This is a genomic window from Pseudomonas rhizozeae (assembly GCF_031583775.1).
Lineage (GTDB): Bacteria > Pseudomonadota > Gammaproteobacteria > Pseudomonadales > Pseudomonadaceae > Aquipseudomonas.
The window spans coordinates 537,128-558,143 of record NZ_JAVLSB010000021.1 but is presented as its reverse complement, the minus strand read 5'-3'; the positions used below and the strand labels follow the sequence as shown (position 1 = coordinate 558,143).

The window sequence follows — 21,016 nt, the reverse complement described above, 5'->3', positions numbered from 1 at the left end:
ACTGGCTGTGAGCCGAGGGTCTTACCTCGGTGATGGCGACGTGACATTAGCGCGCCGACAGCCAATCAAAAATAATACCGAGGTATAGGTAAGCTCAGAACGGTGCCGGCCCGATGCCCAGTGCTTCGCCCATGCGCACCAGGTCAGCGAAGGTGCGCGCGCCCATTTTTTTCATCGCGTGGCCGCGATGGATCTTCACCGTGATGTTGCTGATGCCCATGCGGTCGGCGATTTGCTTGTTCAACAGCCCGGTGATGGCCAAGGCCATGGTCTGCCGCTCGCGGGGTGTCAGGGTCTGGTGGCGAGCGCGCAGTTGCTTGAGGGTACTGCACGACGCGCGGCGCTGGCGGTCTTTGGCCAGAGCAGTTTCCACGGCGTCGAGCAGTTCGTTCTGGCGCAAGGGTTTGGTCAGGAAGGTCTCGGCGCCGGCTTTCATTGCCTGGACGCTGACGGCGATGGAGCCCACACCGCTCATGAAAATAATCGGCAGAGGCGGGGCGTCCTGCTGCAACTGCGCTTGCAGGTGCAGGCCGCTGCCCTCGCCGAGCATCAAGTCGAGAATCAGACAACTGTTGACGTCCGGCCGCTCGAACCGCAGGAAGGCCTCGGCACTGTCGAAGCTGATCACCGCTTCATGGCCGCTGGATTCCAGCAGGTTGACCAGCGACGCGCGCAGGTGCGCATCGTCGTCGACGATGTAGATCATTGCTGCCGACGGGGCGTCGGGCAAGGCTGCACGGGTCATCGGCCCACGTCCTTGGTCACGGGCAGAGAGAAACTCAGCGCGGCACCGCCTTGCGGGCGGTTGCCGGCCCAGATCCTGCCGCCATGGCTGTCGACGATGGTCCGGCAAATCGACAACCCCAGACCGAGGCCATCGGCGCGGGTGGTGAAAAAGCCGTCGAACAGCCGTGGCAGATGCTGTTCGCGGATGCCCGGGCCGCTGTCCTCGACGCTCACGTTGAGCTGCTGGTCATCAGCATGGGACAACCGGACATGCAATCGACGATCGTGGATGTCGTCATGGGTCATGGCTTGCAGCGCATTCATCAGCAAGTTGATGAACAGTTGCTGAAGCTGGATGCGATCGCCCAGCAGCGGCGGCAAACAGGCCGGCACATCGGTAGTCACGCTGACGCGTCGGCAACGTGCTTCCTGTTCAAGCATCTGCAGCGACTGCGCCGCCAGTTCACCGAGGTCGACCCACTGCGGTTCGGTGCGGCTGTCGCGGGACATCGCGCGGATATGCTCGACCACCTCACTGGCGCGGCGATTGCCCTCCATCAATTGCTCGAGTGCGTAACGTACCTTGCCCAGGTCGGGGTTTGGCCGGTCGAGCCAGCGCAGCCCAGCCTCGCCATTGAAGCCGACGGCCGCCAATGGCTGGCTGATCTCATGGGCAATCGACGCCGCCAGTTCACCCAGGGTGTTCAAGCGCGTGGCATGCACCAATTGCGCTTCGCGGCGCAGCAGTCGTTCCTCGACGCGGCGGCGCTGGCGCTTGTTCATCAGTGTCAGCAGGCACGCCGTGCAGATCACACAGACGCTGATCAGGCAGCGCAGCGCGGCCGACAAGGCCCAGTCATCGCCGTGGCCAATGAGCCAGGCCAGCACTGTCATGGCGGAGCACACCGCCGTGACCAACAACACGCCTTGGGTGGACAGGATGTTGGCGAAGATCAGGATCACTAGCACATGCAGCGTGGCGATGGCGATGTCCAGTGAGGTGAAGCAGTCGACCACAAAGATCGCCAGGCCAGCGAGCGTCGCGCTGACCAGGAACAGCCGGGTTCGCGCAGGGCTATGAGGTGACGCGCCGGTCAGCAACAGGCGCCGTGTCAATCCAGCGGATGGCTGATTGGCGGACATGCGGAACTCCAGGATATCGAGGCAAGCCTTGTGGGCGCCCGAGCGATTTGAGCCAATGAAACCCTTGCGTGGTCCCAGGCAATCAGCGGCTGGCCGCGAGGTGCCTGGCAGGTGCGCGATGATGTTCGAGCCGCCGGCGAAGATCAACGCTTGCCGACGGCCTCACGGGGCCATACCTTCTGCACCACAGCTCGTGATCAAGGTGCGCTCGATGGACAGGTTTCAGGAAATGCAGGTCTTCGTTGCCGTTGCCCAGGAACAGGGTTTCTCAGCGGCGGCGCGGCGTTTGGGTATGTCTGCGGCCAGCGTCACCCGGGCGGTGGCGGCGCTGGAGCAACGCATCGGCACCTTGCTGCTGATCCGCACCACTCGCACCGTCAATCTCAGCGAGGCTGGCCAGCGCTACATGGAAGACTGTCGGCGGATTCTCGCCGAGGTCCAGGAAGCCGAGGATTCTGCCGCCGGCAGCCACGCCCAGCCCCGTGGGCAATTGACCATCACCGCGCCGGTGCTGTTTGGCGAGTTGTTTGTGGTCCCGGCGGTGGTCAGTTACCTGGAGCACTATCCCGAAGTGAGCATCAACGCGCTGTTGCTTGATCGCACGGTGAGCATGATCGAGGAGGGCGTTGACGTGGCGATCCGCATCGGCGAGCTGCCCGACAGCAACCAGCACGCCGTGCGGGTCGGGGAAGTGCGGCGGGTGATTTGCGCGTCGCCGACTTACTTGAACCGTCACGGTCGGCCGCAACGGCCGGAAGACCTGACGCATGGTTCGGTGGTGGCGCCGTCCTCCATCGGCCAGCTTCGCACCTGGGCCTTTCAGGACCATGGCGAACCCTTGAGCGTGCGGCCCGAACCCCGCCTGGTGGTAACCGCTAATCAGGCCGCCATCAACGCCGCTAGCCTCGGACTAGGCTTTACCCGAGTATTGTCCTACCAGGTGGCGAGCCGGGTAGCGGCGGGTGAACTGGAGATTGTCCTGGCCGAGTTCGAAATGCCGCCCTTGCCGATCCACGTGATGTATCAGGGCGGACGCAAGGCACCGGTGCGGGTGCGCAGCTTTGTCGATTTTGTGGTGAAGGCATTGCGCGAAGACCCGACCCTTACCCAGTAAGGGTTATTGCACAGAGTGAAATAATGGTTTGCGCATGGTGGTGATTCTCCTCATTCCGTCCTCGGGGGAAGATAGCTCCATCGGCGCCACCTACCTGAGCGTCGCCATCACCAACGGAGACGACCATGCGCGCCATCAAATTTTACGATTTCCCCCGTTCCGGCCACGCTCACCGCGTCGAGCTGATGCTTTCCTTGCTGCAACTGCCGACTGAAAACATCTTCGTCGACCTGGCCAAAGGCGCGCACAAGCAGCCTGAATACCTGGCCATCAACGCGTTTGGCCAAGTGCCGGCGATCGAAGACGACGGCGTGGTACTGGCCGACTCCACAGCCATCCTGGTGTACCTGGCGCAGAAATACGGCAACGGTCGCTGGCTGCCAACCGACCCGGTCGGTGCGGCCAAGGTCCAGCGCTGGTTGTCGGTAGCGTCCGGCGCAATTGCTGCCGGCCCGGCCCGTGCACGGCTGATCACGGTGTTCGGTGCGCAGTACAACGCCGAAGAAACCATCGCCCAGTCCCACGCCCTGTTGAAAATCATCGATCAGGAATTGGCCAAGTCCGACTACCTGGTGGGCAACGAGCCGACCATTGCCGACGTTGCCGGCTACAGTTACATCGCCCACGCGCCGGAAGGCAACGTGTCGCTGGACGACTACGCGAATGTTCGCGCCTGGTTGGCCCGCATCGAAGCCTTGCCTGGTTTCGTCGGCATGCCTCGCACCGTCGCTGGCCTGCAACTGACCGCCTGACCTTCACGGCCCGAGTTCATCGGGCCATTTTTTCACTGCGCCGAAGCAGGGAGAACTGCAATGGACCAATCACCGTGGCACGCTGGCGAAAAGCAGTTGCAGGAACACGTGGGTGTCGCGGAGCGGATGGAAGCGTTCGGCCAGCGGGTGATCCGCAGCCTGATGCCCGACCAGCACCGGCAGTTTTATCAGCAGTTGCCGTTCATGCTGTTGGGCGCGGTGGATGCCCAAGGCAATCCCTGGGCGAGCCTGCTTGATGGCCCGGTGGGTTTCGCCCATTCGCCAGACCCGAGTCTGCTGCAATTCGACCGGCTGCCAGCGGCGGATGACCCTGCGCAACTGCAACCCGGCGCGGCGATTGGCCTGTTAGGCATTGAGCTGCACACCCGTCGACGCAATCGGCTCAATGGCCGGGTGACCTCACTGTCGGCCGATGGTTTTAGCGTGACGGTCGAGCAAGCATTCGGCAATTGCCCGCAATACATCCAGCTGCGGCAATTCCAAACCGTGCCGCTCAGCGATCCGCTGACGCGACCGCCGCAGTTTCTCGAAGGCCTGGATGACGCCGCGCGCACGATGATTGCGGAGGCCGACACTTTTTTCGTCGCCAGCTACGCGGACGTCGATGGCAAACGCTCGGTGGACGTGTCGCACCGTGGTGGCCTTCCGGGTTTCGTCCACATCGATGGCGAAAGCCTGACTATCCCGGATTTTGCCGGCAACCTGCACTTCAACACCCTGGGCAACCTGCTGCTCAATCCGCGGGCCGGTTTACTGTTTATCGATTTCTACAGCGGCGATGTGCTGCAACTCAGCGGCCGCACTGAGGTCATTCTCGACAGTCCGCAGATCCCTGCTTTTCAAGGCGCCGAGCGGCTGTGGAAGTTTCACGTCGAGCAGGTGGTGCGGCGGCCGGCGGCGTTGTCGCTGCGTTGGCGCTTCGACGGTATGTCGCCCAACAGTCTGATGACCGGCAATTGGGAACAGGTCGCTGCGCGTTTGCAGGCCGAGGCCCTGGGCAATGCCTGGCGGCCGATGCGGGTGGCGCGGATTGAGCGCGAGAGCCAGAACATTCGTTCGGTGTACCTGGAGCCGGCGGACGACGCCGGCCTGCCGGTATTCAAGGCCGGCCAGCATCTGCCGCTGCGTTTCAACCTCGACGGCGAGACGCACATCCGCACCTACAGCGTGTCGAGTGCGCCGTCGGACACCTTCCTGCGTATCAGCGTCAAGCGTGACGGGCGGGTGTCGGGGCATGTGCACGAGCGGATCAACGTCGGCGACGTGATTGAGGCGCGGGCGCCGCAAGGGCATTTCACCGTCGCGGCGGAAGAGGGCCGGCCACTGGTGTTACTGGCCGCCGGGGTTGGCGTAACACCGTTGCTGTCGATGCTGCGCGAAGTGGTCTACCAGGGCCTGCGCACCCGGCACATCCGCCCGACCTGGTTTTTGCAGAGTTCGCGGACTCTGGCCGATCAGCCGTTCCGCGCCGAGCTGGATCAGTTGCTTGAAGGCGCCGGTGACGCGGTGCGGGTGACGCGGCTGTTAAGCCAACCAGAGCCGGAGGCCATCGAAGGCGAGGATTTCGATCAGGTCGGGCGGATCGACGGCGAGATGCTCAGGGCGCTGACCGAAGTCGATGACTACGACGAAGTGGACTTCGTGCTCTGCGGCCCTGGCAGCTTCACCCAAGGGCTGTACGACCAGTTGCGCGCGATGGACATCCGCGACGCGCGGATCCACGCCGAAACCTTCGGCCCGTCGACCCTGCGCCGGGTGCCGGACCCTGATGCCGTGGCGTTCGAGCAACCGCCCGCCGCTACCACATCGGTGCCGGTGATGTTCGAACGCTCGGCCAAGGAAGCGCGCTGGAAGCCGGACGGCGGCAGTCTGCTGGAACTGGCGGAAAGCCGCGGCTTGCAACCGGAATTCAGCTGCCGCGGCGGTTCCTGCGGCACTTGCGCCACGCGACTGATCAGCGGCCAGGTGCACTATCCACTGCCACCGGCGGAAACTCCGGAGGAGGGCATGGTATTGATTTGCTGCGCGATACCGGCCGCAGGGTCACCGACCTTGGTGTTGGATGTGTAAGCCGGCGTTGAACTGATCGCTGCCTATGCCTGACCATCCTCAGGCATAGGACAGCGACTTCTCTTCGAGCAATTCCTGATACAGCTCATTCCACTTGCGGCCCATTTCCTCGGCGGTGAACAACTGCCGGTAACGCGCCTCGGCCTTGCGGCCCATCTCGGCGGCCAGCACGGGGTTATCCCACAAGGTGCGCATGGCCTCGCGGAAGGCGTGCGGGTTGCTCGGTGGCACCACCAGCCCGGTTTCGTTGTGAATATTGATGTAACTGGTGCCGGTGCCGATTTCGCTGGAGATCATCGGCTTGCCGTACATCGCGCCTTCCAGCAGGGAAATGCCGAAGGCTTCGGAGCGCAGGTGCGACGGGAACACGATCGCGTAGCTCAGTTGCAGCAGTGCGACCTTGTCCTCATCGCCCAGACGCCCAAGGAAATGCACATTGCGCAGGCCCAATGCCGCGGCCTGGGCGTGCAGCTCATTTTCCAGCGGCCCGGCCCCGACGATCACCACCGGATAATCGAGGTTTTGCAGGGCGTCGAGCAGGATGTGCAAGCCTTTGTAGTAACGCATCACCCCGACAAACAGGAAGAACTTGTCGCCGACTCGCTGGCGCCACCGGTTCATGCGCTCGGCGTCGGGCTGTGGATAACCGGCCTTGTTCAAGCCGTACGTAATCACCCGGGTTTTATCCTGAAATTTTTGCAGCACATCGCTTGTATGCAGGTAGTTCGGCGAGGCGGCGACGATGCGATCGGCACTCGCGAGAAAGCGTGTCATCAACGGGCGATAGAGCTTCAGCAGGTTTTTCTGGCGGATGATGTCCGAGTGGTAAGTCACCACGCTCGGTTTAACGATCCCACTGAGAAAGTGCACGACATCCATGAATGGCCAGGGAAAGTGATAGTTGATCACATCTGCTTCGGCAGCCATTTCGCGAAACTTTTTGAACACACTCACGGAAAACCCTGTGGAAGCGATTTGAATATCCAGCTTGGCCCGGTGTATCTGGTGCGTGCCCATGTGCATCACTTCGGGACTGGGGTCAGTGCTGAGGCTTAATACACGGTTGTCGATGTCATAAGGGGCACCGCTCTCGCAGAGTTGAAAAATGACTTGCTCCACGCCACCCATGGAGTCAGGCAGGTAAGTTTTATAAAAATGAAGAATCTGCATTCAACCTCCCACAACCTTGCGATAAGCGCTGGCAGTTTCCCGTGCGCAGCGTTCCCAGGAAAACATCCCGGCCTGTAGCAACCCGGCTTCTCGGCATGCCTGCCAATGCCGTGAGTCGTCGATCAAACGCAGCATGGCCTCGCGCAGTCCGTCGACGTCCCACGGTTCAATATAGTTGCCCGCTTCGCCGGCCACCTCCGGCATTGCCGAACGTCGGCTGGTGATCACCGGCACGCCGCTGGCCATGGCTTCCAGTACCGGCAGACCGAAGCCTTCATACAACGAGGGGAAAATCAGCGCCCGGGCGCCCGACAGCAGTTGCGCCAGTTGTTCGTCCGGCAGGTAGCCGAGCAGGCACACGTGACCGCTGGCCAGGGCAATGCTCAGCTCATCACTCAACTGCTCGCGCTGCCAACCGGCCATGCCGACGATCAGCAGCGGATAGCGCTGGCGCAGGCTTTCCGGTAACTGTGCGTGGGCCTGCAGGGCCAGGCTCAGGTTCTTGCGCGGTTCGAGGGTGCCGACACACAGAAAGTATTCGCCGGCCTCGACCGCATGAGCCTTGAGCACCCCATCGATGTCTTGCGCGGAGCGCGGATGAAAACGCGCCGCGACCCCCAGTGGTGCGACCACGAAACGCTCGGCGGGCAGGCCGAAATAGACTCGTGCTTCGTTGGCGATGAACTGCGAATCGGTAAGGATCAGCTGTGCCTGCTCCACGCCGTGGGCCACGCGCCGCTCGATTTCCCGCAGGCGCGCCGGGGGCTGGGTCTCGGGGTAGTGCAAGTGGGTCAGGTCGTGCAGGGTGATCACCGTCGGGCCGTCGAACGCCAGGGGCCACAGACTCGGTTCGTGATACAGGTCGACAGACCGCGCGCCCCGTTGGTCGAAGCGCTTTTGTTCAATCCAGCGTCGCGCCTGATAAGCGCCAGGGATCTGCCGCAGCAGCGGGCTGAGTCGCGAATAACCCGGCATCGCCGCCGGCGGCAAGGCCTCGCTCCAGCCCCAACCGTGGAACAGCGACAGCTCGATGTCCGGCTCACGGCTGAGGGCGCAGGCCAACTCGGCAACATACTGGCCAATGCCGGTGCGCGGCGCCTGCAGAATCCGTGCGTTAAGGGCAATGCGCATGTGGCCTCGCTTCTGTGGGCGACACCGCCAGCACGTTGCGCAAGGTGCGCTCGACCAATTGCGCACTGGCTTGCTGCCAACCGATCCACTGCCACTGCGCCACATCACGGGCCGCCGGGAACTGGCCGCTGCGTTCAAAATCGAGCACCAGATCGGCCAGGGTTTGCGGTTGCTCCAGGTTGAAGTACGCCATGAACTCGCCACCGATTTCGCGGAAGATCGCGATGTCGCTGCCCATCGCCGGCAAGCCGCGCTGCATGGCCTCCACCAGCGGCAGACCGAAGCCCTCGACGAAGGACGGGAATACAAGCGCCCGAGCGTGGGAGTAAGCGTGTTCGAGGCTGGTGTCGCTGAGGTCGTTGAACATGAACAAGCGCTGGTTCAACTGTGGATGCTTGCGCACTCGTTCCAGCAGGGCGTCGCACTTCCAGCCGATCCGCCCGGCGATGCACAGCCGCGCCTCGGAGCCTGCAGCCCAGGCGCGCTCAAAGGCGTCGAGCAAATAGTCGTGGTTCTTGCGGGGCTCGATGGTACTGACCATCAGGAACACCGGTTGCGGTGTCTCGAACAACCGCTGCAAGCGAGGCTCGATCACCGCGTCGGCGTGCTGCAGGTCCAGCTCCGAGCCCAGATGAAAATAGTCGAACCAGCGCTGCCCGGCCGCCTCCGCGCCGATGCGCAAGGTCAGTTCCTCGCGCACCTGGTCGCGCACCGTGGCGGAAATCGCCACGTAGCCGTCGGCGGTGCGGGTGATCCAGTCGAACCACTGACTGAACATCTGCACCAGCCGCGTATCGTAGAACTGCGGATGGGTCAGCGGGATCAGGTCATAGACCACCGATACGATGCCCACGCCGTCACGTTTGAGTTGTTCCACAAATGGGAGGAAATCCGCGTGCCAGGATGAATCCAACAACACCAATTGATCTCCTGGCTGGTGCTGCAACGGCGCGCAACGCTTGGGCAACTGATACTGGTTAACCGCTTCGATCAGCCGCAACGGTACGCTGAACATGGCCAGGGCGCTGAGCCGATAGGCTACGTGCAGCGCGCGTCGGGTGAAACGAGAGGTGCAGCGCTGATCAAGGTCGCGGTGCCATTGCCAGTAACGATGGGCCAGGCGCGACAGGCGCTCGCCGAAGGTCATCAAAGCATCGAACAACCGGAGGCCCGTCGGCGCCAGTTGCAAGACGCGGTAGAGCTTGCCCTTGAGCATCACCACCGGAAGGCACTCCACGCCATCGACGGCGGCCGGCAACTGTTTGATGACATTGCGCACCACCCGCTGGATCCCTGAATTGACCTTGGGGTGCTGGAACACGTAAGTGCATTCCACCAGGAGACGAGTCATGGCTGGCGCTCCGCAACCATGGGTTCGGTGCTGCGGGTAATGCTGGTTTTTGCGTCGAGCCAGGCACTGCCGACGAAATCTTCCTGACGGTTGTTGATCACGTGGAACACCAGGCCGTAGTCGCGCCATTCGTAATTGCGATCGAGGTGTGAGTCCAGACGCGACAGGCTCAGGGCCACGGAATAGTTGCCCTTGCCCAGGCCCATGACGAAGGCAAAGCGGTAGGTCACTCGCTCGCCGGCTTGCAGGTCGGTGAGGGCCTTGTCCTGGCGATGGGTGTTGATCCCGTACATGGCCTGGCCGAGGCGATCCTTGATCATGAAACCCAGCACCAGCCGCTCGACGGCTTGCCGCACTTCAATCTGCACCTCCAGCACCACGGCTTGACTGACTTCGGCGGCCTCGATCGAACGTTCACGCTCATCGAGCAGCCGTACGCTGAGGATGGCCGCTTCACCGGTGCCGGATACGGTTTGCACCTGCCCACCGTCGAGCATTTCCCGGCGTACCGTCTGGCCTTCGCGTTCAGCCAGCAAGGCGTTGTAGTAATCCATCACTTCTTCCGGTTTGCCATGCAGGGCCATGCGTCCGTTTTCCAGGAGGATCGCCGAGTCGCAAATCGACTGAATTGCCGAGCGGTCGTGGGAGACGATCAGCAGGGTAGTGCCGGCCTTGCGGAAGCTGCGGATGCGGTCGAAGCTTTTGTGCTGGAAGTAGGCATCGCCCACCGATAGCGCTTCGTCGACGATCAGGATGTCCGGGCGGCGCGCCGTGGCGACGCTGAACGCCAGGCGCATTTGCATACCGCTGGAATAGGTGCGCACGGGGTGGTCAATGGCCTCGCCGATTTCCGCGAAGCGTTCGATCTCGGGCATCAGCGCGTCGATTTCTTCGAGGTGCAAGCCCAGCAACTGCCCGGCCATCACCGCGTTTTGCCGACCGGTAAAGTCCGGATGAAAACCCATGCCCAGTTCCAGCAGGGCAGCGACCTTGCCTTGCAGTTCGATGTGGCCGCAGGTCGGTTGGGTGGTGCCGGTGATCATCTTCAGCAAGGTGCTTTTGCCGGCGCCATTGACCCCGACAATGCCTACCGCTTCACCGGGAGCGATCTCGAACGCGACGTCTTGCAGCACCCAATGCTGGCGATGGCGCGGCGGCGAAAACGGGATCAGCCATTCCGCCAGGCGACTCCAGCGCGTGGGGTATTGCTTGTAGGCCTTGCCCAGGCCCGTGACGCGAATATGCCCCATCAGAGTTCATCCACCATTTCGCCAACCCGCTGGCGAAACAGCCGCAGGCCGATCAGGCAGAACAGCACGCCGATCACCAGGGTCGGCAGCAGCGAACTCCACACCGGCCATTGGCCGTACAGCAGCACATTCTGGTAGGCACCGATCAGGTTGGTCAGCGGATTGAGTTGCAACAGACGCTGCACCCACTCGGGCAGGATGCTGATCGGGTAAACGATCGGCGTCAGCCAGAACCAGAACTGCAGGCAAATTGCGTAGAACTGGCCAATGTCGCGAAAGAACACATTGAGCACGCCGAGGATCATCCCCAGCCCGGCGCAGAAGATCACTTGTAATGCCAGCAACGGGATCAGCGCCAGCAGTGCCGGCCCCGGCAACCGCCCGGTGATCAGCAGGAAACCGAGGAACAGGCCGATGATGATCGCGAAGTTGATCCCGGCATTGAGCAGCACGATCACCGGCAGGCAAATGCGCGGAAAGCTGATTTTCTTCAGCAGGTTGGCGTTGTCCAGAAACATGTTCTGGCTGCGCAGGGTGATTTCGGCGAACAGCCCCCAGGTCAGCAGGCCGGCGCACAGGTAGATGCTGTAGGCCATGCCATCGTCCACCCCCGGCAGGCGCGCGCGCATGATGTGGGAAAAAATCACGGTATACACGACGATCATCGACAGCGGGTTGAGCACGGTCCACAGGGCGCCGAACAGCGAGTTGCGATAACGCGACTGGAACTCTCGCTTGACGCTACCGAGGATGAACCCCCGGTAGTCGCGCAGCGAGCGGTAAAGGGAGAGCAGCATTCAATCCGTCCTGCCGTACTGGTCTTCGAAGCGAACGATATCGTCCTCCCCGAGGTATTCGCCGCTCTGCACTTCGATGATCACCAGGTCGATGACCCCGGGGTTTTCCAGGCGATGCTTGTGGCCGGCGGCGATAAAGGTCGATTCGTTCTTGGCCACCAAGTGGGTGCCGGTGCCGTTGTTGGTGACCTTGGCCATGCCTTCGACGACCACCCAGTGTTCATTGCGGTGATGGTGCATTTGCAACGACAGCTTGGCGCCAGGCTTGACTACGATGCGTTTGATCTTGAAGCGCGGACCTTCCTCAAGCACGGTGTAGGTGCCCCACGGTCGGCTGACCGTGCGGTGCAGTCGATATGCTTCGTGTTGCTTGTCCTTGAGTTGCTTGGCGACGCGTCGTACATCCTGGGCGCGGTCGGCGTGGGCTACCAGCACCGCGTCGGCGGTGTCGACGATGATCAGGTGGTCGACACCGACGGTGGCCACCAGTCGGTCGGTTTGCACAAAGTTGCTGCGGCTGTCGATGAACACCGCATCACCGCTGGCGCGGTTGTCGTGGGCATCGGCCGGGACCAGCGCCGCCACGGCGTTCCATGAGCCGATATCGCTCCAGTCGAACGCGGCGGGCACCACGGCAACTTTGTCCGAATGCTCCATCACCGCGTAGTCGATGGAAATGTCTTGCAGCTCGGCGAACAGCGCGGCGTTCAGTTCCTGTTGCAAGCAACCGCCAGCGTCCACGGCGTTGCTTTCCAGCACACAGGCGCGGGCCTGTTCCAGCAACTGCGGGGCGTGGGTGTGCAACTCGGCCAGCAGGGTTGCTACCGAGAAACAGAACATCCCGGAGTTCCACAGGAACTGCCCGCTCTCGACGTAATGGGTGGCGGTTTCCACGTCAGGTTTTTCGACGAAGCGCTGCACCTTGGCGGCGCCCTGGTCGTCCAGCGGCGCGCCGGCTTCGATGTAGCCGAACCCGGTTTCGGGAGCGGTCGGCACCACGCCGAAGGTCACCAGATAACCAGCCTTGGCCAGGCGCACGGCGTGTTCGACCGAGGCCTGTAACGCGGCTTCATCGAGAATCAAATGATCGGCCGGCATCACCACCATGATCGCGGCGTCGCCATGTTCAGCTTCAATCGCCAGGGCCGCGGCGGCCAGCGCCGGGGCAGTGTTGCGGCCGGTGGGCTCCAGCAGGAAGTGCCCGCGATGCCGTTCCAGGCCCGCACCCTGGTAATGATCCTTGCTTTGGAAGTAGTAGTCGCGGTTGGTCACGGTGACGATATCGCCACGGCCGTCGATCAGCCCGGCGGCGCGGCGGTAGGTCTTGCCGAGCAAGGTCTGGCCGTCTGGCAGGACCATGAACGGCTTGGGCTGGCCTTCGCGGGACACCGGCCACAGGCGGGTGCCGGCACCACCGGACAAAATCACTGGAATGAGCATGGCCTACTCCTTGGCGACGCGTTTCATGTCCGCATCCATCATCATGCGGATCAGGGTGTCCAGGTCGGTCTTGGGTTTCCAGCCCAGCACCCGTTGGGCTTTGGCCGGGTTGCCGAGTAACACATCGACTTCAGCCGGGCGGAAGAACGCCGGGTCGACTTTGACGAAGTCGCGGTAATCCAGGCCAACGTGCTCGAAGGCGATCTGGCACATCTCGCGTACCGTGGTGGTGACGCCGGTGGCGACCACGAAGTCGTCGGGTTTGTCCTGTTGCAACATCAGCCACATGGCTTCGACGTAATCCCCGGCAAAACCCCAATCGCGCTTGGCGTCGATGTTGCCCAGGCGCAGCTCCGACTGTTTGCCTTGCTTGATGCGCGCGGCGGCGTCGGTAACTTTGCGGGTGACGAACTCGATGCCACGCAGTGGCGATTCGTGGTTGAACAGAATGCCGCTGCTGGCGTGCAGGTTAAAGCTCTCGCGGTAGTTGACGGTGATCCAGTGGCCGTACAGTTTGGCCACGCCGTACGGGCTGCGCGGGTAGAACGGAGTGTTTTCGTCCTGCTGCTCGGCCTGGATCAAGCCGAACATTTCGCTGGTGGAGGCCTGGTAAAAACGGGTGTCCGGGCTGAACTGGCGGATCGCTTCGAGCAGGTGCGTGACGCCGAGGCCGTCGACGACGCCGGTGATGATCGGTTGATCCCAGGAGGCGGCGACGAAGCTTTGCGCGGCGAGGTTGTACACCTCGTCCGGCGCCGACTTGATCACTGCGCGCTGCACCGAGCTGCCGTCGGCCATGTCGCCGTCGAGGTAGACGATGTCCGCCTCGACGCCCATCTCGCGCAGGCGCCAGCGTGAGTCGCTGCTGCGCCGCGCCACCAGGCCGTGGACCTTGTAGCCTTTGTCGAGCAACAGTTTGGCCAGGTAAGCGCCGTCCTGGCCGGTGATCCCTGTGATCAATGCACTTTTTGTCATTCTTGTTCTACCCGTGACTCCCAGTCGGACAGGATCGCCCGCAAGGATTGTTGTGTTGTGATTGCCGGCGTCCAGCCAGTGGCCTGGTGCAGCTTGGCAGCGCTGCCACAGACTCGACGCTGTTCTGCGCGACGCAAGCGCGCAGGGTCTTGAACCAGTTGCAGCTCGACCTGGGCGATGTCGCCCAATTGTTCGATCAGGCTGCGAATGCTGTGCTCGGTGCCCGAGCAAATGTTGTAGATCTGGCCTGGCTGACCCTTGTCCAGCAGCGCCAGGTAGGCGCAAACCACATCGCCGACATCGAGGAAGTCACGGGTCACGTCGATGTCGCCGACTTCCAGTTGCGGCGCTTGCAGGCCGCGCTGTATGCGGCTGATCTGCCGCGCGGCGCTGGCGATCACGAAGCTGTCCTTCTGCCCGCTGCCGATGTGGTTGAAGGGGCGGGCGACCATTATCGGCCAGCCTTCGCTCATGCCCCACTGCAGGCTCAGCAGTTCGGCGGCGACTTTGCTTACCGCGTACGGATTGCGCGGCGCGGGTGGCTGCAGTTCGGTGATCGGCAATTGACTTTCACTCACCTGACCATAGACGTCGCCTGAGCTTACGTACAGGAAGGTGCCGCTGAAACCTCGGTTCTTGAGCGCTTGCAGCAGGTTCAGGGTGCCCAGCAGATTGACTTGGAAAGTCCGGGCTGGGTCGCGAAAAGCTTCGGGGACGAAAGTTTGGCCGGCGAGGTGGATGACCGCGTCGGGCAGTTCGGGCCACAGGCCTTCGAGGGTGTCGGGCTGGCACAGATCATAAGGCGAAGAGGCGGGCAGCAAGTGCCACCCCGCGGCGCCAGCCTTGAGGCGGGATTGCAGGTGACGTCCTACGAATCCGTTCAGACCCGTGACGAACAGACGCTTGTTCAAACAGCGACCCCTTTAAGCGAATGACTCCGACCCTATACACCTGCCTTGGCAGGAGCGTTCTGGCATTTCTGTAGGACTAAAGATCAGAAAGTTGTGGGCAAAGTCTTTGTTGTAGTTGTTTGGTGACCAATCTGTGCCAATTGCGCGGCAAATTCAACAGGGCAAACCGTGACCGGCCAGTTCTCGTGATTAATCGCGGCGGGCGGTTCCCGAATCCCCAGCGGATGTGTTTAGAATGCCCCTCGTCACGTTTTGTCAGGGTTCTATGAACTGAGTTCAGGGCCGGGCGAACCTGACCACTAAAACAAGAACGTAGGCGGGCCTGCAGACGAAGGAAGAGCGCTGGCAATTCCAGACTTTTTCCGTTGCTCGACCGTCATTGCGTGGGGCTGCCGGGACGGCGGTTTCACCGTGGAATGCGATGAATTTCATTCTTTACTCGGACGTCAACGACAGCTCTATCAGCCAGAGCCTCGGCCGGCCCGAATACAGTTACTACTTCGTGCTCAAGGCCTATCGCCCGGTGCTGGAAAGCCTCGGTCGGGTGCATGTCGTGGCAACAGTGGCCGAGGTCGATCCGTTGTATCGGCGCTTGTTGGCCGAGGGCGAAGACTGTGTGTTCCTGTCGTTCACCCCACCGCAGAAAACCCCGACCGAACTGGCCTGCCCAACGGTGTGCGTGGTGGCCTGGGAGTTCGACTCGATCCCCGATGAAGCGTGGGACAACGACCCGCGTCAGAACTGGACCCACATGCTGGCGGGCCAGGGCCGGGTCATCACGCTGTCGAGCCACACCGCGCGGGCGATCCGCCGGGCCATGGGTGAGGACTTCCCGGTGCTGGTGCTGCCGACGCCGATCTGGGAGCACTACGCCGGGATTCGCGAGCACCGTCACAGCGAGCCGGTCAACCCCGGCGCGCGGCTGGAGATAAAAGGCTGCCTGCTCGACAGCCGCACCCTGGGCCTGAGCGCTGACGCTTTGATTCCGGCACCCCTGAGCGCCGAGCAACTGGCCGAAATCGAAGCCTCGCGCCCGCCGCCGCTGACCCTCAAGCGACGCTTGGTGATCGCCCGGCACTTCCTGCGACTGTGGGCGCTGGACCTCGGACGCTCGCTGCCGGAGCCGCTGCCGCGCACGCACTTCCTCAGCCGCTGGTATTGGGAAGGCTGGCGTGATCTGTTTTCCGACACGGCCCACGCCACCATTGCCCGTCACCTGCCGAGCATCGCCGGCCCGCAGACCGTAGCCGAACCTGAACCGTTGCCGGAGGATTTCCCGGACACCTCGCTGCACGTGCACACCGAGGTTGAAGGCGTGGTGTATGTCACGGTCTTCAACCCTAAGGATGGCCGCAAGAACTGGCATCAGTTGATCACCGCGTTCTGCTGGGCATTGCGCGACACCGAAGACGCGACCCTGGTGCTGAAAATCACCCAGAGCGACCTCGGCGCCTATTACCGCGAACTCATGACCTTGCTCGCGCAGCTTTCGCCCTTCGCCTGCCGCGTGCTGGTGATGCACGGCTACCTCGACGACGCGCAATACGCCCGGCTCTACGGGGCGGCGAGTTTCTACGTCAACGCCTCGCGCTGCGAAGGCCTGTGCCTGCCGCTGATGGAATTCATGTCCAGCGGCACCCCGGTGATCGCGCCGGACCACACGGCGATGGAAGATTACATCGATGACCAGGTGGCGTTTGTCGTGGCCTCGAGCGAAGAACTGACTGTTTGGCCCCAAGACACGCGGATCATCTATCGCACCCTGCGTCATCGTCCGGACTGGGGTTCGCTCAAACGCGCTTACGAAGACAGCTACCGCATGGCCAAAACCGACCCTGATGCCTACCGGCGCATGTCCGAGGCCGCCATCGAGCGGATGCGCGGTTACTGCTCCTTCGCCCCTGTGCAACAGCGCCTGGCGGATTTTTTCGGTCTGGCGCCGCAGGCTTCTGCGCCGTTGGCTGAGAAGGACAACGCCTGATGCTGATCCTCATTCATTCGGAAACCAACCAGCGCACCATCGCCCAGAACCTCGGGCGCTCGGAATACAGCTACTACTTCGTGCTCAAGGAATACCGCCCGGTGCTGGAACGCCTGGGGCGGGTGGTGGAAGTCAGTGACCCTGACACCGAGGTCGATGCCCTTTACCTCGACGCCCAGGCCCGTGGCGAAGACTGCGTGTTCCTGTCGTTCTCGCCGCCGCATCGCACGCCGGTGCACCTGGCGTGCCCGACGCTGCCGGTGTTTGCCTGGGAGTTCAGCACCATCCCCAACGAGCCGTTCGACGGCGAACCGCGTAATGACTGGCGCACGGTGCTCAAGGCCTGCGGCGCGGCGATCACCCATTCCAGCTACACCGTCGATGCCGTGCACGCAGCCATGGGCGCCGAGTACCCGATTGTTGCCGTGCCCGCGCCGGTCTGGGATCGGTTTGCCGCCCGGGGCTCAGCGTTGAAAACCGAAGTGCCACCGAAGCAGTTCCGTCTCAGGCTCAAGGGCTTGCTGGTGGACAGTCGACAGCTGGATCTGCGGGCATTCGGCCCGGCGCACTTGCGCAGGGGCAAAGGTATCGATTTTGCCGCACCCGTGCAGGAGCGCGAGTTGCTGCTCGACGGTGTCGTGTACAGCTCGGTGTTCAATCCTTGCGACGGGCGCAAGAACTGGGAAGACATGCTCAGTGCCTTTTGCGTGAGCTTCCGCGAGGTGGAGGACGCGACGCTGGTGCTCAAGCTGACCCACTTCGACGCCGAAGAAGCGCTGACCGACCTTCTGCATCACCTGTACAAAAATCAACCGTATCGCTGCCGCATCGTGCTGATCCACGGTTACCTCGCGGACGCCGATTACGAGCAACTGGTGCAAGCGACGCGCTACGTGGTCAACACCTCCTACGGCGAAGGCCAGTGCCTGCCGCTGATGGAATTCATGTCCTGCGGTAAACCGGCGGTAGCGCCACGAACCACGGCGATGATCGATTATCTGGATGCCGACAACGCCTTCCTGATCGACTCCACCGACGAACTCACCGCTTGGCCCCACGACCCACGCAAAGCTTTTCGCACGTTGCGCTACATCACCGATTGGGCCTCGCTGTGCCGAGCCTATCGCGCCAGCTACGCGGTGGCGAAAAACGATGCCGTGCGTTACCGGCAGATGTCCGAACACGCGGTGGCAAGCCTGCAAACGTTCTGCAGCCAAGCCATGGCCGAACAGCGTTTGCGGGGCTTTTTCACGCAATTGGCCGCCGCGCGCGCTGCCGCCGTCGCCGAGGCACCACCGGCATGATCCGCGCCTGGCTGAAGCGGCTGTTTCCGGGACCGCCAGCGCCACCGGTGACGCAAGATGGTGCGCCGGTCAGCGTCTCGCCTGCGGATGTCGGCCTGCACGACGCGATTCACGACGGCTGGTTCCTCGGTGACAGCGGCGAGTTGCTCAAGGGCTTCGCGATTGGCGCCGGCGACACCGTGCTGGACGTTGGTTGCGGCGAAGGCGTGGCGACGCTGTTCGCGGTGCGGCAGGGCGCTTCGGTCATTTTCACCGACAGCGAGCACGACAAGGTGCGCGACCTGGCTCGGCAGGTCGAAGCGCAGACCCGGCAACCGTCCCTTGGCCTGGTCAGCAACAGCCTGCCACTGCCACTGGCTGAGGGCTGCGCGAGCAAAGTGGTGTGCATGGAGGTGCTCGAGCACGTCGATCAGCCCGAAGCCTTCATGGCCGAACTGGTGCGCATGGGACGACCGGGCGCGCAGTACCTGCTCAGCGTGCCGGCGGCGTTGGGCGAAGAGCTGCAAAAAGGCATCGCTCCCGTGGGTTATTACCAGTCACCGAACCATGTACAGATCTTCAGCGCCGAACGCTTCGCGGCGTTGGTCGAGGACGCCGGCCTGGTGATCGAACACCGCCAGGCCAGTGGATTCTTCTGGGTGATGGGGATGATTTTCTTCTGGGCTAGCGAGCGGGCGGCCGGGCGTGACCTGGGCGGCGCGGTGCGGGACCGGATTCAGGCGCCATTTGCGCCACTGATGGAGAGTTGGGCGCGCACCTGGCAGGACTTGCTCACACAACCCGATGGCCTGGCGATCAAGGGCCTGCTCGATGCGTTGATGCCCAAGAGCCAGGTGATCATCGCGCGCAAACCGCTGGCAGGCGAAAGCTCGTCCAGGGGGACTTCGTGAGCAGCCAGCGGATCATGGACATCGAATTGCTGCGCGGCATCGCGGTACTCGGTGTGCTGTTCCATCATCTGCAAGACAGCCTGTTTGCTGTCCCTGTACCGCTGTTGGAGGCGATCCACCTGTATGCGCAGCCGTGGTGGGGCGTGGACCTGTTTTTTGCCATCTCCGGATTCGTCATTGCGCGCAGTTTGATTCCGGCGCTGCGCGGGTGCAGTACACCGCGCCAAACCTGGGAACAGACGCGCAATTTCTGGCTGCGTCGCGCTTTTCGTTTGTTGCCGTCGGCCTGGCTGTGGCTGGCGCTGATGCTGCTGGCGTGTGTGTTTCTGAATCGCTCGGGTGCGTATGGCAACGTGCAGGCCAATATCCAGGCGACCCTCGCCGGGGTTCTGCAATACGCCAACTTCCGCTTTGCCGACAGCTTCTTTCATTACGAGTACGGCAGCAGTTTTGTGTACTGGAGCCTGTCCCTGGAAGAGCAGTTTTACCTGTTGTTCCCGTTGCTGATCGTGCTGTGCCGCAAGTATCTGGTGTGGGCGTTGCTGGCGCTGGTGGCGGTGCAACTGTTCACCTGGCGCACGCCGCTGTTGATGGTGGTCCGCACTGATGCGCTGGCTCTCGGCGTGCTGTTGGCGATGTGGTCGGCGCAACCGAGCTATGCGCGCTGGGAGCCGACCTGGTTGCGCCGGCCCGGGCTCGGGTTGACGGTGCTGATCATGTTGAGCGCGGTGTTGAGCTTCATCGCCACCGATCGCTTTACCTTCACCAGTTACCGCATCGGCCTGATCGCGGTGCTGTGCGCGGTTTTGGTATGGCTGGGTTCCTATAACCGCGATTACCTGATGCCCCGTGGTCTGCTGAAAAACCTGATGACCTGGGTCGGCAGTCGTTCCTACGGGATTTACTTGATCCACATCCCAGCGTATTGCCTGGTGCGCGAGTTGATCTTCCGCTTGCAAACCGCCGGCCTGCCGAGCCCGGCGGGGCACCCGATACTTACCCTGCTGGTGGCCGGCGGCCTGATCGTCGTCCTCAGCGAACTCAATTACCGCCTGGTCGAAATGCCCCTGCGCAACCGTGGCTCGCGCCTGGTGCAGCGCATGGGGGTGTCGCGAACCGCTGTCCCTTCTGGAGCCACCTCATGCTGAATCGTTTGAAGAATCTCATGGCGGGTGCGCCCGCTGCCGTACCCACAGTGGCAGCGCCTGCCGGGCAGGTCGACTCGTTCGAACTAGGCCTGCACGATGCGATGCTCAGCGGCTGGTTCAATCACGCCAGCGGCGAGTTGTACACCGGGTTTGCGGTGTCAGCGGAGGACACCTTGCTCGACGTCGGCTGCGGCGACGGTGGCAACGTAAGATTTTGCGGCATGCGTGGGGCGAAGATCATCATTGCTGACATCGACGCGGCCAAAGTCGAGGCGACGCGGCAGCGCCTGGTCGACACGCCAGCGCGGGACGTCGAATGCCACGTCACTGATGGCAACCCGTTGCCGATTGCCGACGGCACCGCCAGCCGTGTGGTGTCCACTGAAGTCATCGAGCACGTCGACGACCCGGCGCAGTTCCTCAGTGAGCTGGTGCGAGTTGGCCAACCAGGCGCGTTGTACCTGCTTAGCGTGCCGCACCCCAGCTCCGAAGACTTGCAAAAAGGCATTGCGGCGCCGGCGTATTATGAGAAACCCAACCACATCCGCGTGATCAGCGAAGATGAGTTCAAAGCAATGGTCAGTGGCGCAGGCCTTGAAGTGCTGAGCCACAGCCAATACGGGTTCTATTGGTCGATGTGGATGCTGCTGTTCTGGGACGCCAAGGTCGACTTGAGCCAGCCTGACCATCCGATGCTCAACCATTGGGCCAACACGTGGCAAGCCGTGCTGTCGTCCCCGCGCGGCGCGCAAATCAAACAGGCGCTGGACGCCGTGGTCGCCAAAAGTCAGGTGATCATTGCCCGCAAGCCGTTGGCTGAGTAGGGTAGGTGACAGTGCAAC

The 21,016-nt window shown here is 62.5% G+C and carries 18 protein-coding genes; 8 read left to right on the top strand and 10 right to left on the bottom strand.

Translation table 11 applies throughout. The features are described 5' to 3' along the window. Positions 1-94: 94 nt before the first annotated feature. Positions 95-745, bottom strand: a complete 651-nt coding sequence (locus RG836_RS06865; RefSeq protein WP_310844297.1) for a response regulator transcription factor — start codon at positions 743-745, stop codon at positions 95-97. Further along, positions 742-1,869 (bottom strand): sensor histidine kinase, encoded by a 1,128-nt coding sequence (locus tag RG836_RS06860; protein WP_310844296.1) that lies wholly within the window; start codon positions 1,867-1,869, stop codon positions 742-744. The genes RG836_RS06865 and RG836_RS06860 overlap by 4 nt, the downstream gene beginning before the upstream one ends. Before the next feature lie 211 nt (positions 1,870-2,080). Here RG836_RS06860 and RG836_RS06855 point away from each other — a divergent pair, with 211 nt between their 5' ends. The 3 genes from RG836_RS06855 to RG836_RS06845 all read left to right on the top strand — a co-directional run bounded on the left by RG836_RS06855 (position 2,081) and on the right by RG836_RS06845 (position 5,826). Beyond that, a complete protein-coding gene (locus tag RG836_RS06855) occupies positions 2,081-2,983 on the top strand; it encodes a LysR family transcriptional regulator (RefSeq protein ID WP_310844295.1) in 903 nt (300 codons plus the stop codon). Positions 2,984-3,108: 125 nt separating this feature from the next. After that, the gene (locus RG836_RS06850) at positions 3,109-3,735 is read left to right on the top strand and encodes a glutathione S-transferase family protein (RefSeq protein ID WP_310844294.1); all 627 of its coding nucleotides are present in this window, start codon (positions 3,109-3,111) and stop codon (positions 3,733-3,735) included. Positions 3,736-3,795: 60 nt separating this feature from the next. After that, the gene (locus RG836_RS06845; RefSeq protein ID WP_310844292.1) at positions 3,796-5,826 is read left to right on the top strand and encodes a pyridoxamine 5'-phosphate oxidase family protein; all 2,031 of its coding nucleotides are present in this window, start codon (positions 3,796-3,798) and stop codon (positions 5,824-5,826) included. A 39-nt stretch (positions 5,827-5,865) separates the two neighbouring features. Here RG836_RS06845 and RG836_RS06840 read toward each other — a convergent pair whose 3' ends face one another. Genes RG836_RS06840 through RG836_RS06805 form a run of 8 tightly spaced genes read right to left on the bottom strand, consistent with a single transcriptional unit; the run spans position 5,866 to position 14,851 of the window. After that, positions 5,866-6,996, bottom strand: a complete 1,131-nt coding sequence (locus tag RG836_RS06840) for a glycosyltransferase family 4 protein (RefSeq protein WP_310844290.1) — start codon at positions 6,994-6,996, stop codon at positions 5,866-5,868. Further along, positions 6,997-8,127 (bottom strand): glycosyltransferase family 4 protein, encoded by a 1,131-nt coding sequence (locus RG836_RS06835; protein WP_310844289.1) that lies wholly within the window; start codon positions 8,125-8,127, stop codon positions 6,997-6,999. It abuts the gene before it with no gap. Further along, the gene (locus RG836_RS06830; protein WP_310844288.1) at positions 8,111-9,478 is read right to left on the bottom strand and encodes a glycosyltransferase family 4 protein; all 1,368 of its coding nucleotides are present in this window, start codon (positions 9,476-9,478) and stop codon (positions 8,111-8,113) included. Before RG836_RS06830 ends, RG836_RS06835 begins: the two co-directional genes overlap by 17 nt. Then, on the bottom strand, positions 9,475-10,728 hold the full coding sequence (locus RG836_RS06825; protein ID WP_310844286.1) for an ABC transporter ATP-binding protein: 1,254 nt from the start codon (positions 10,726-10,728) through the stop codon (positions 9,475-9,477). Before RG836_RS06825 ends, RG836_RS06830 begins: the two co-directional genes overlap by 4 nt. Then, positions 10,728-11,525, bottom strand: coding sequence for an ABC transporter permease (locus tag RG836_RS06820; protein ID WP_310844284.1), 798 nt, complete (start codon positions 11,523-11,525; stop codon positions 10,728-10,730). The genes RG836_RS06825 and RG836_RS06820 overlap by 1 nt, the downstream gene beginning before the upstream one ends. Further along, entirely contained in the window at positions 11,526-12,965 is a 1,440-nt protein-coding gene (locus RG836_RS06815) for a mannose-1-phosphate guanylyltransferase/mannose-6-phosphate isomerase (RefSeq protein ID WP_310844282.1), read from the bottom strand. Positions 12,966-12,968: 3 nt separating this feature from the next. Continuing rightward, a complete protein-coding gene (gene gmd, locus RG836_RS06810) occupies positions 12,969-13,940 on the bottom strand; it encodes a GDP-mannose 4,6-dehydratase (RefSeq protein ID WP_310844281.1) in 972 nt (323 codons plus the stop codon). Further along, entirely contained in the window at positions 13,937-14,851 is a 915-nt protein-coding gene (locus RG836_RS06805) for a GDP-mannose 4,6-dehydratase (protein ID WP_310844280.1), read from the bottom strand. Before RG836_RS06805 ends, gmd begins: the two co-directional genes overlap by 4 nt. A gap of 421 nt (positions 14,852-15,272) precedes the next feature. Between RG836_RS06805 and RG836_RS06800 the strand changes: the two genes are divergently transcribed. The 5 genes from RG836_RS06800 to RG836_RS06780 are packed head-to-tail and all read left to right on the top strand — an operon-like array spanning position 15,273 to position 20,998. Beyond that, positions 15,273-16,832, top strand: a complete 1,560-nt coding sequence (locus tag RG836_RS06800; RefSeq protein ID WP_310844278.1) for a glycosyltransferase — start codon at positions 15,273-15,275, stop codon at positions 16,830-16,832. Next, positions 16,832-18,136 carry a glycosyltransferase gene (locus RG836_RS06795; RefSeq protein WP_310844277.1) on the top strand — a complete coding sequence of 435 codons (1,305 nt, stop codon included), beginning with the start codon at positions 16,832-16,834 and terminating at the stop codon, positions 18,134-18,136. Before RG836_RS06800 ends, RG836_RS06795 begins: the two co-directional genes overlap by 1 nt. Beyond that, positions 18,133-19,026 (top strand): class I SAM-dependent methyltransferase, encoded by an 894-nt coding sequence (locus RG836_RS06790; protein WP_310844276.1) that lies wholly within the window; start codon positions 18,133-18,135, stop codon positions 19,024-19,026. The genes RG836_RS06795 and RG836_RS06790 overlap by 4 nt, the downstream gene beginning before the upstream one ends. Beyond that, positions 19,023-20,174 carry an acyltransferase family protein gene (locus RG836_RS06785; RefSeq protein WP_310844275.1) on the top strand — a complete coding sequence of 384 codons (1,152 nt, stop codon included), beginning with the start codon at positions 19,023-19,025 and terminating at the stop codon, positions 20,172-20,174. Before RG836_RS06790 ends, RG836_RS06785 begins: the two co-directional genes overlap by 4 nt. Then, a complete protein-coding gene (locus tag RG836_RS06780; protein WP_310844274.1) occupies positions 20,168-20,998 on the top strand; it encodes a class I SAM-dependent methyltransferase in 831 nt (276 codons plus the stop codon). The genes RG836_RS06785 and RG836_RS06780 overlap by 7 nt, the downstream gene beginning before the upstream one ends. Positions 20,999-21,016: the final 18 nt, after the last annotated feature.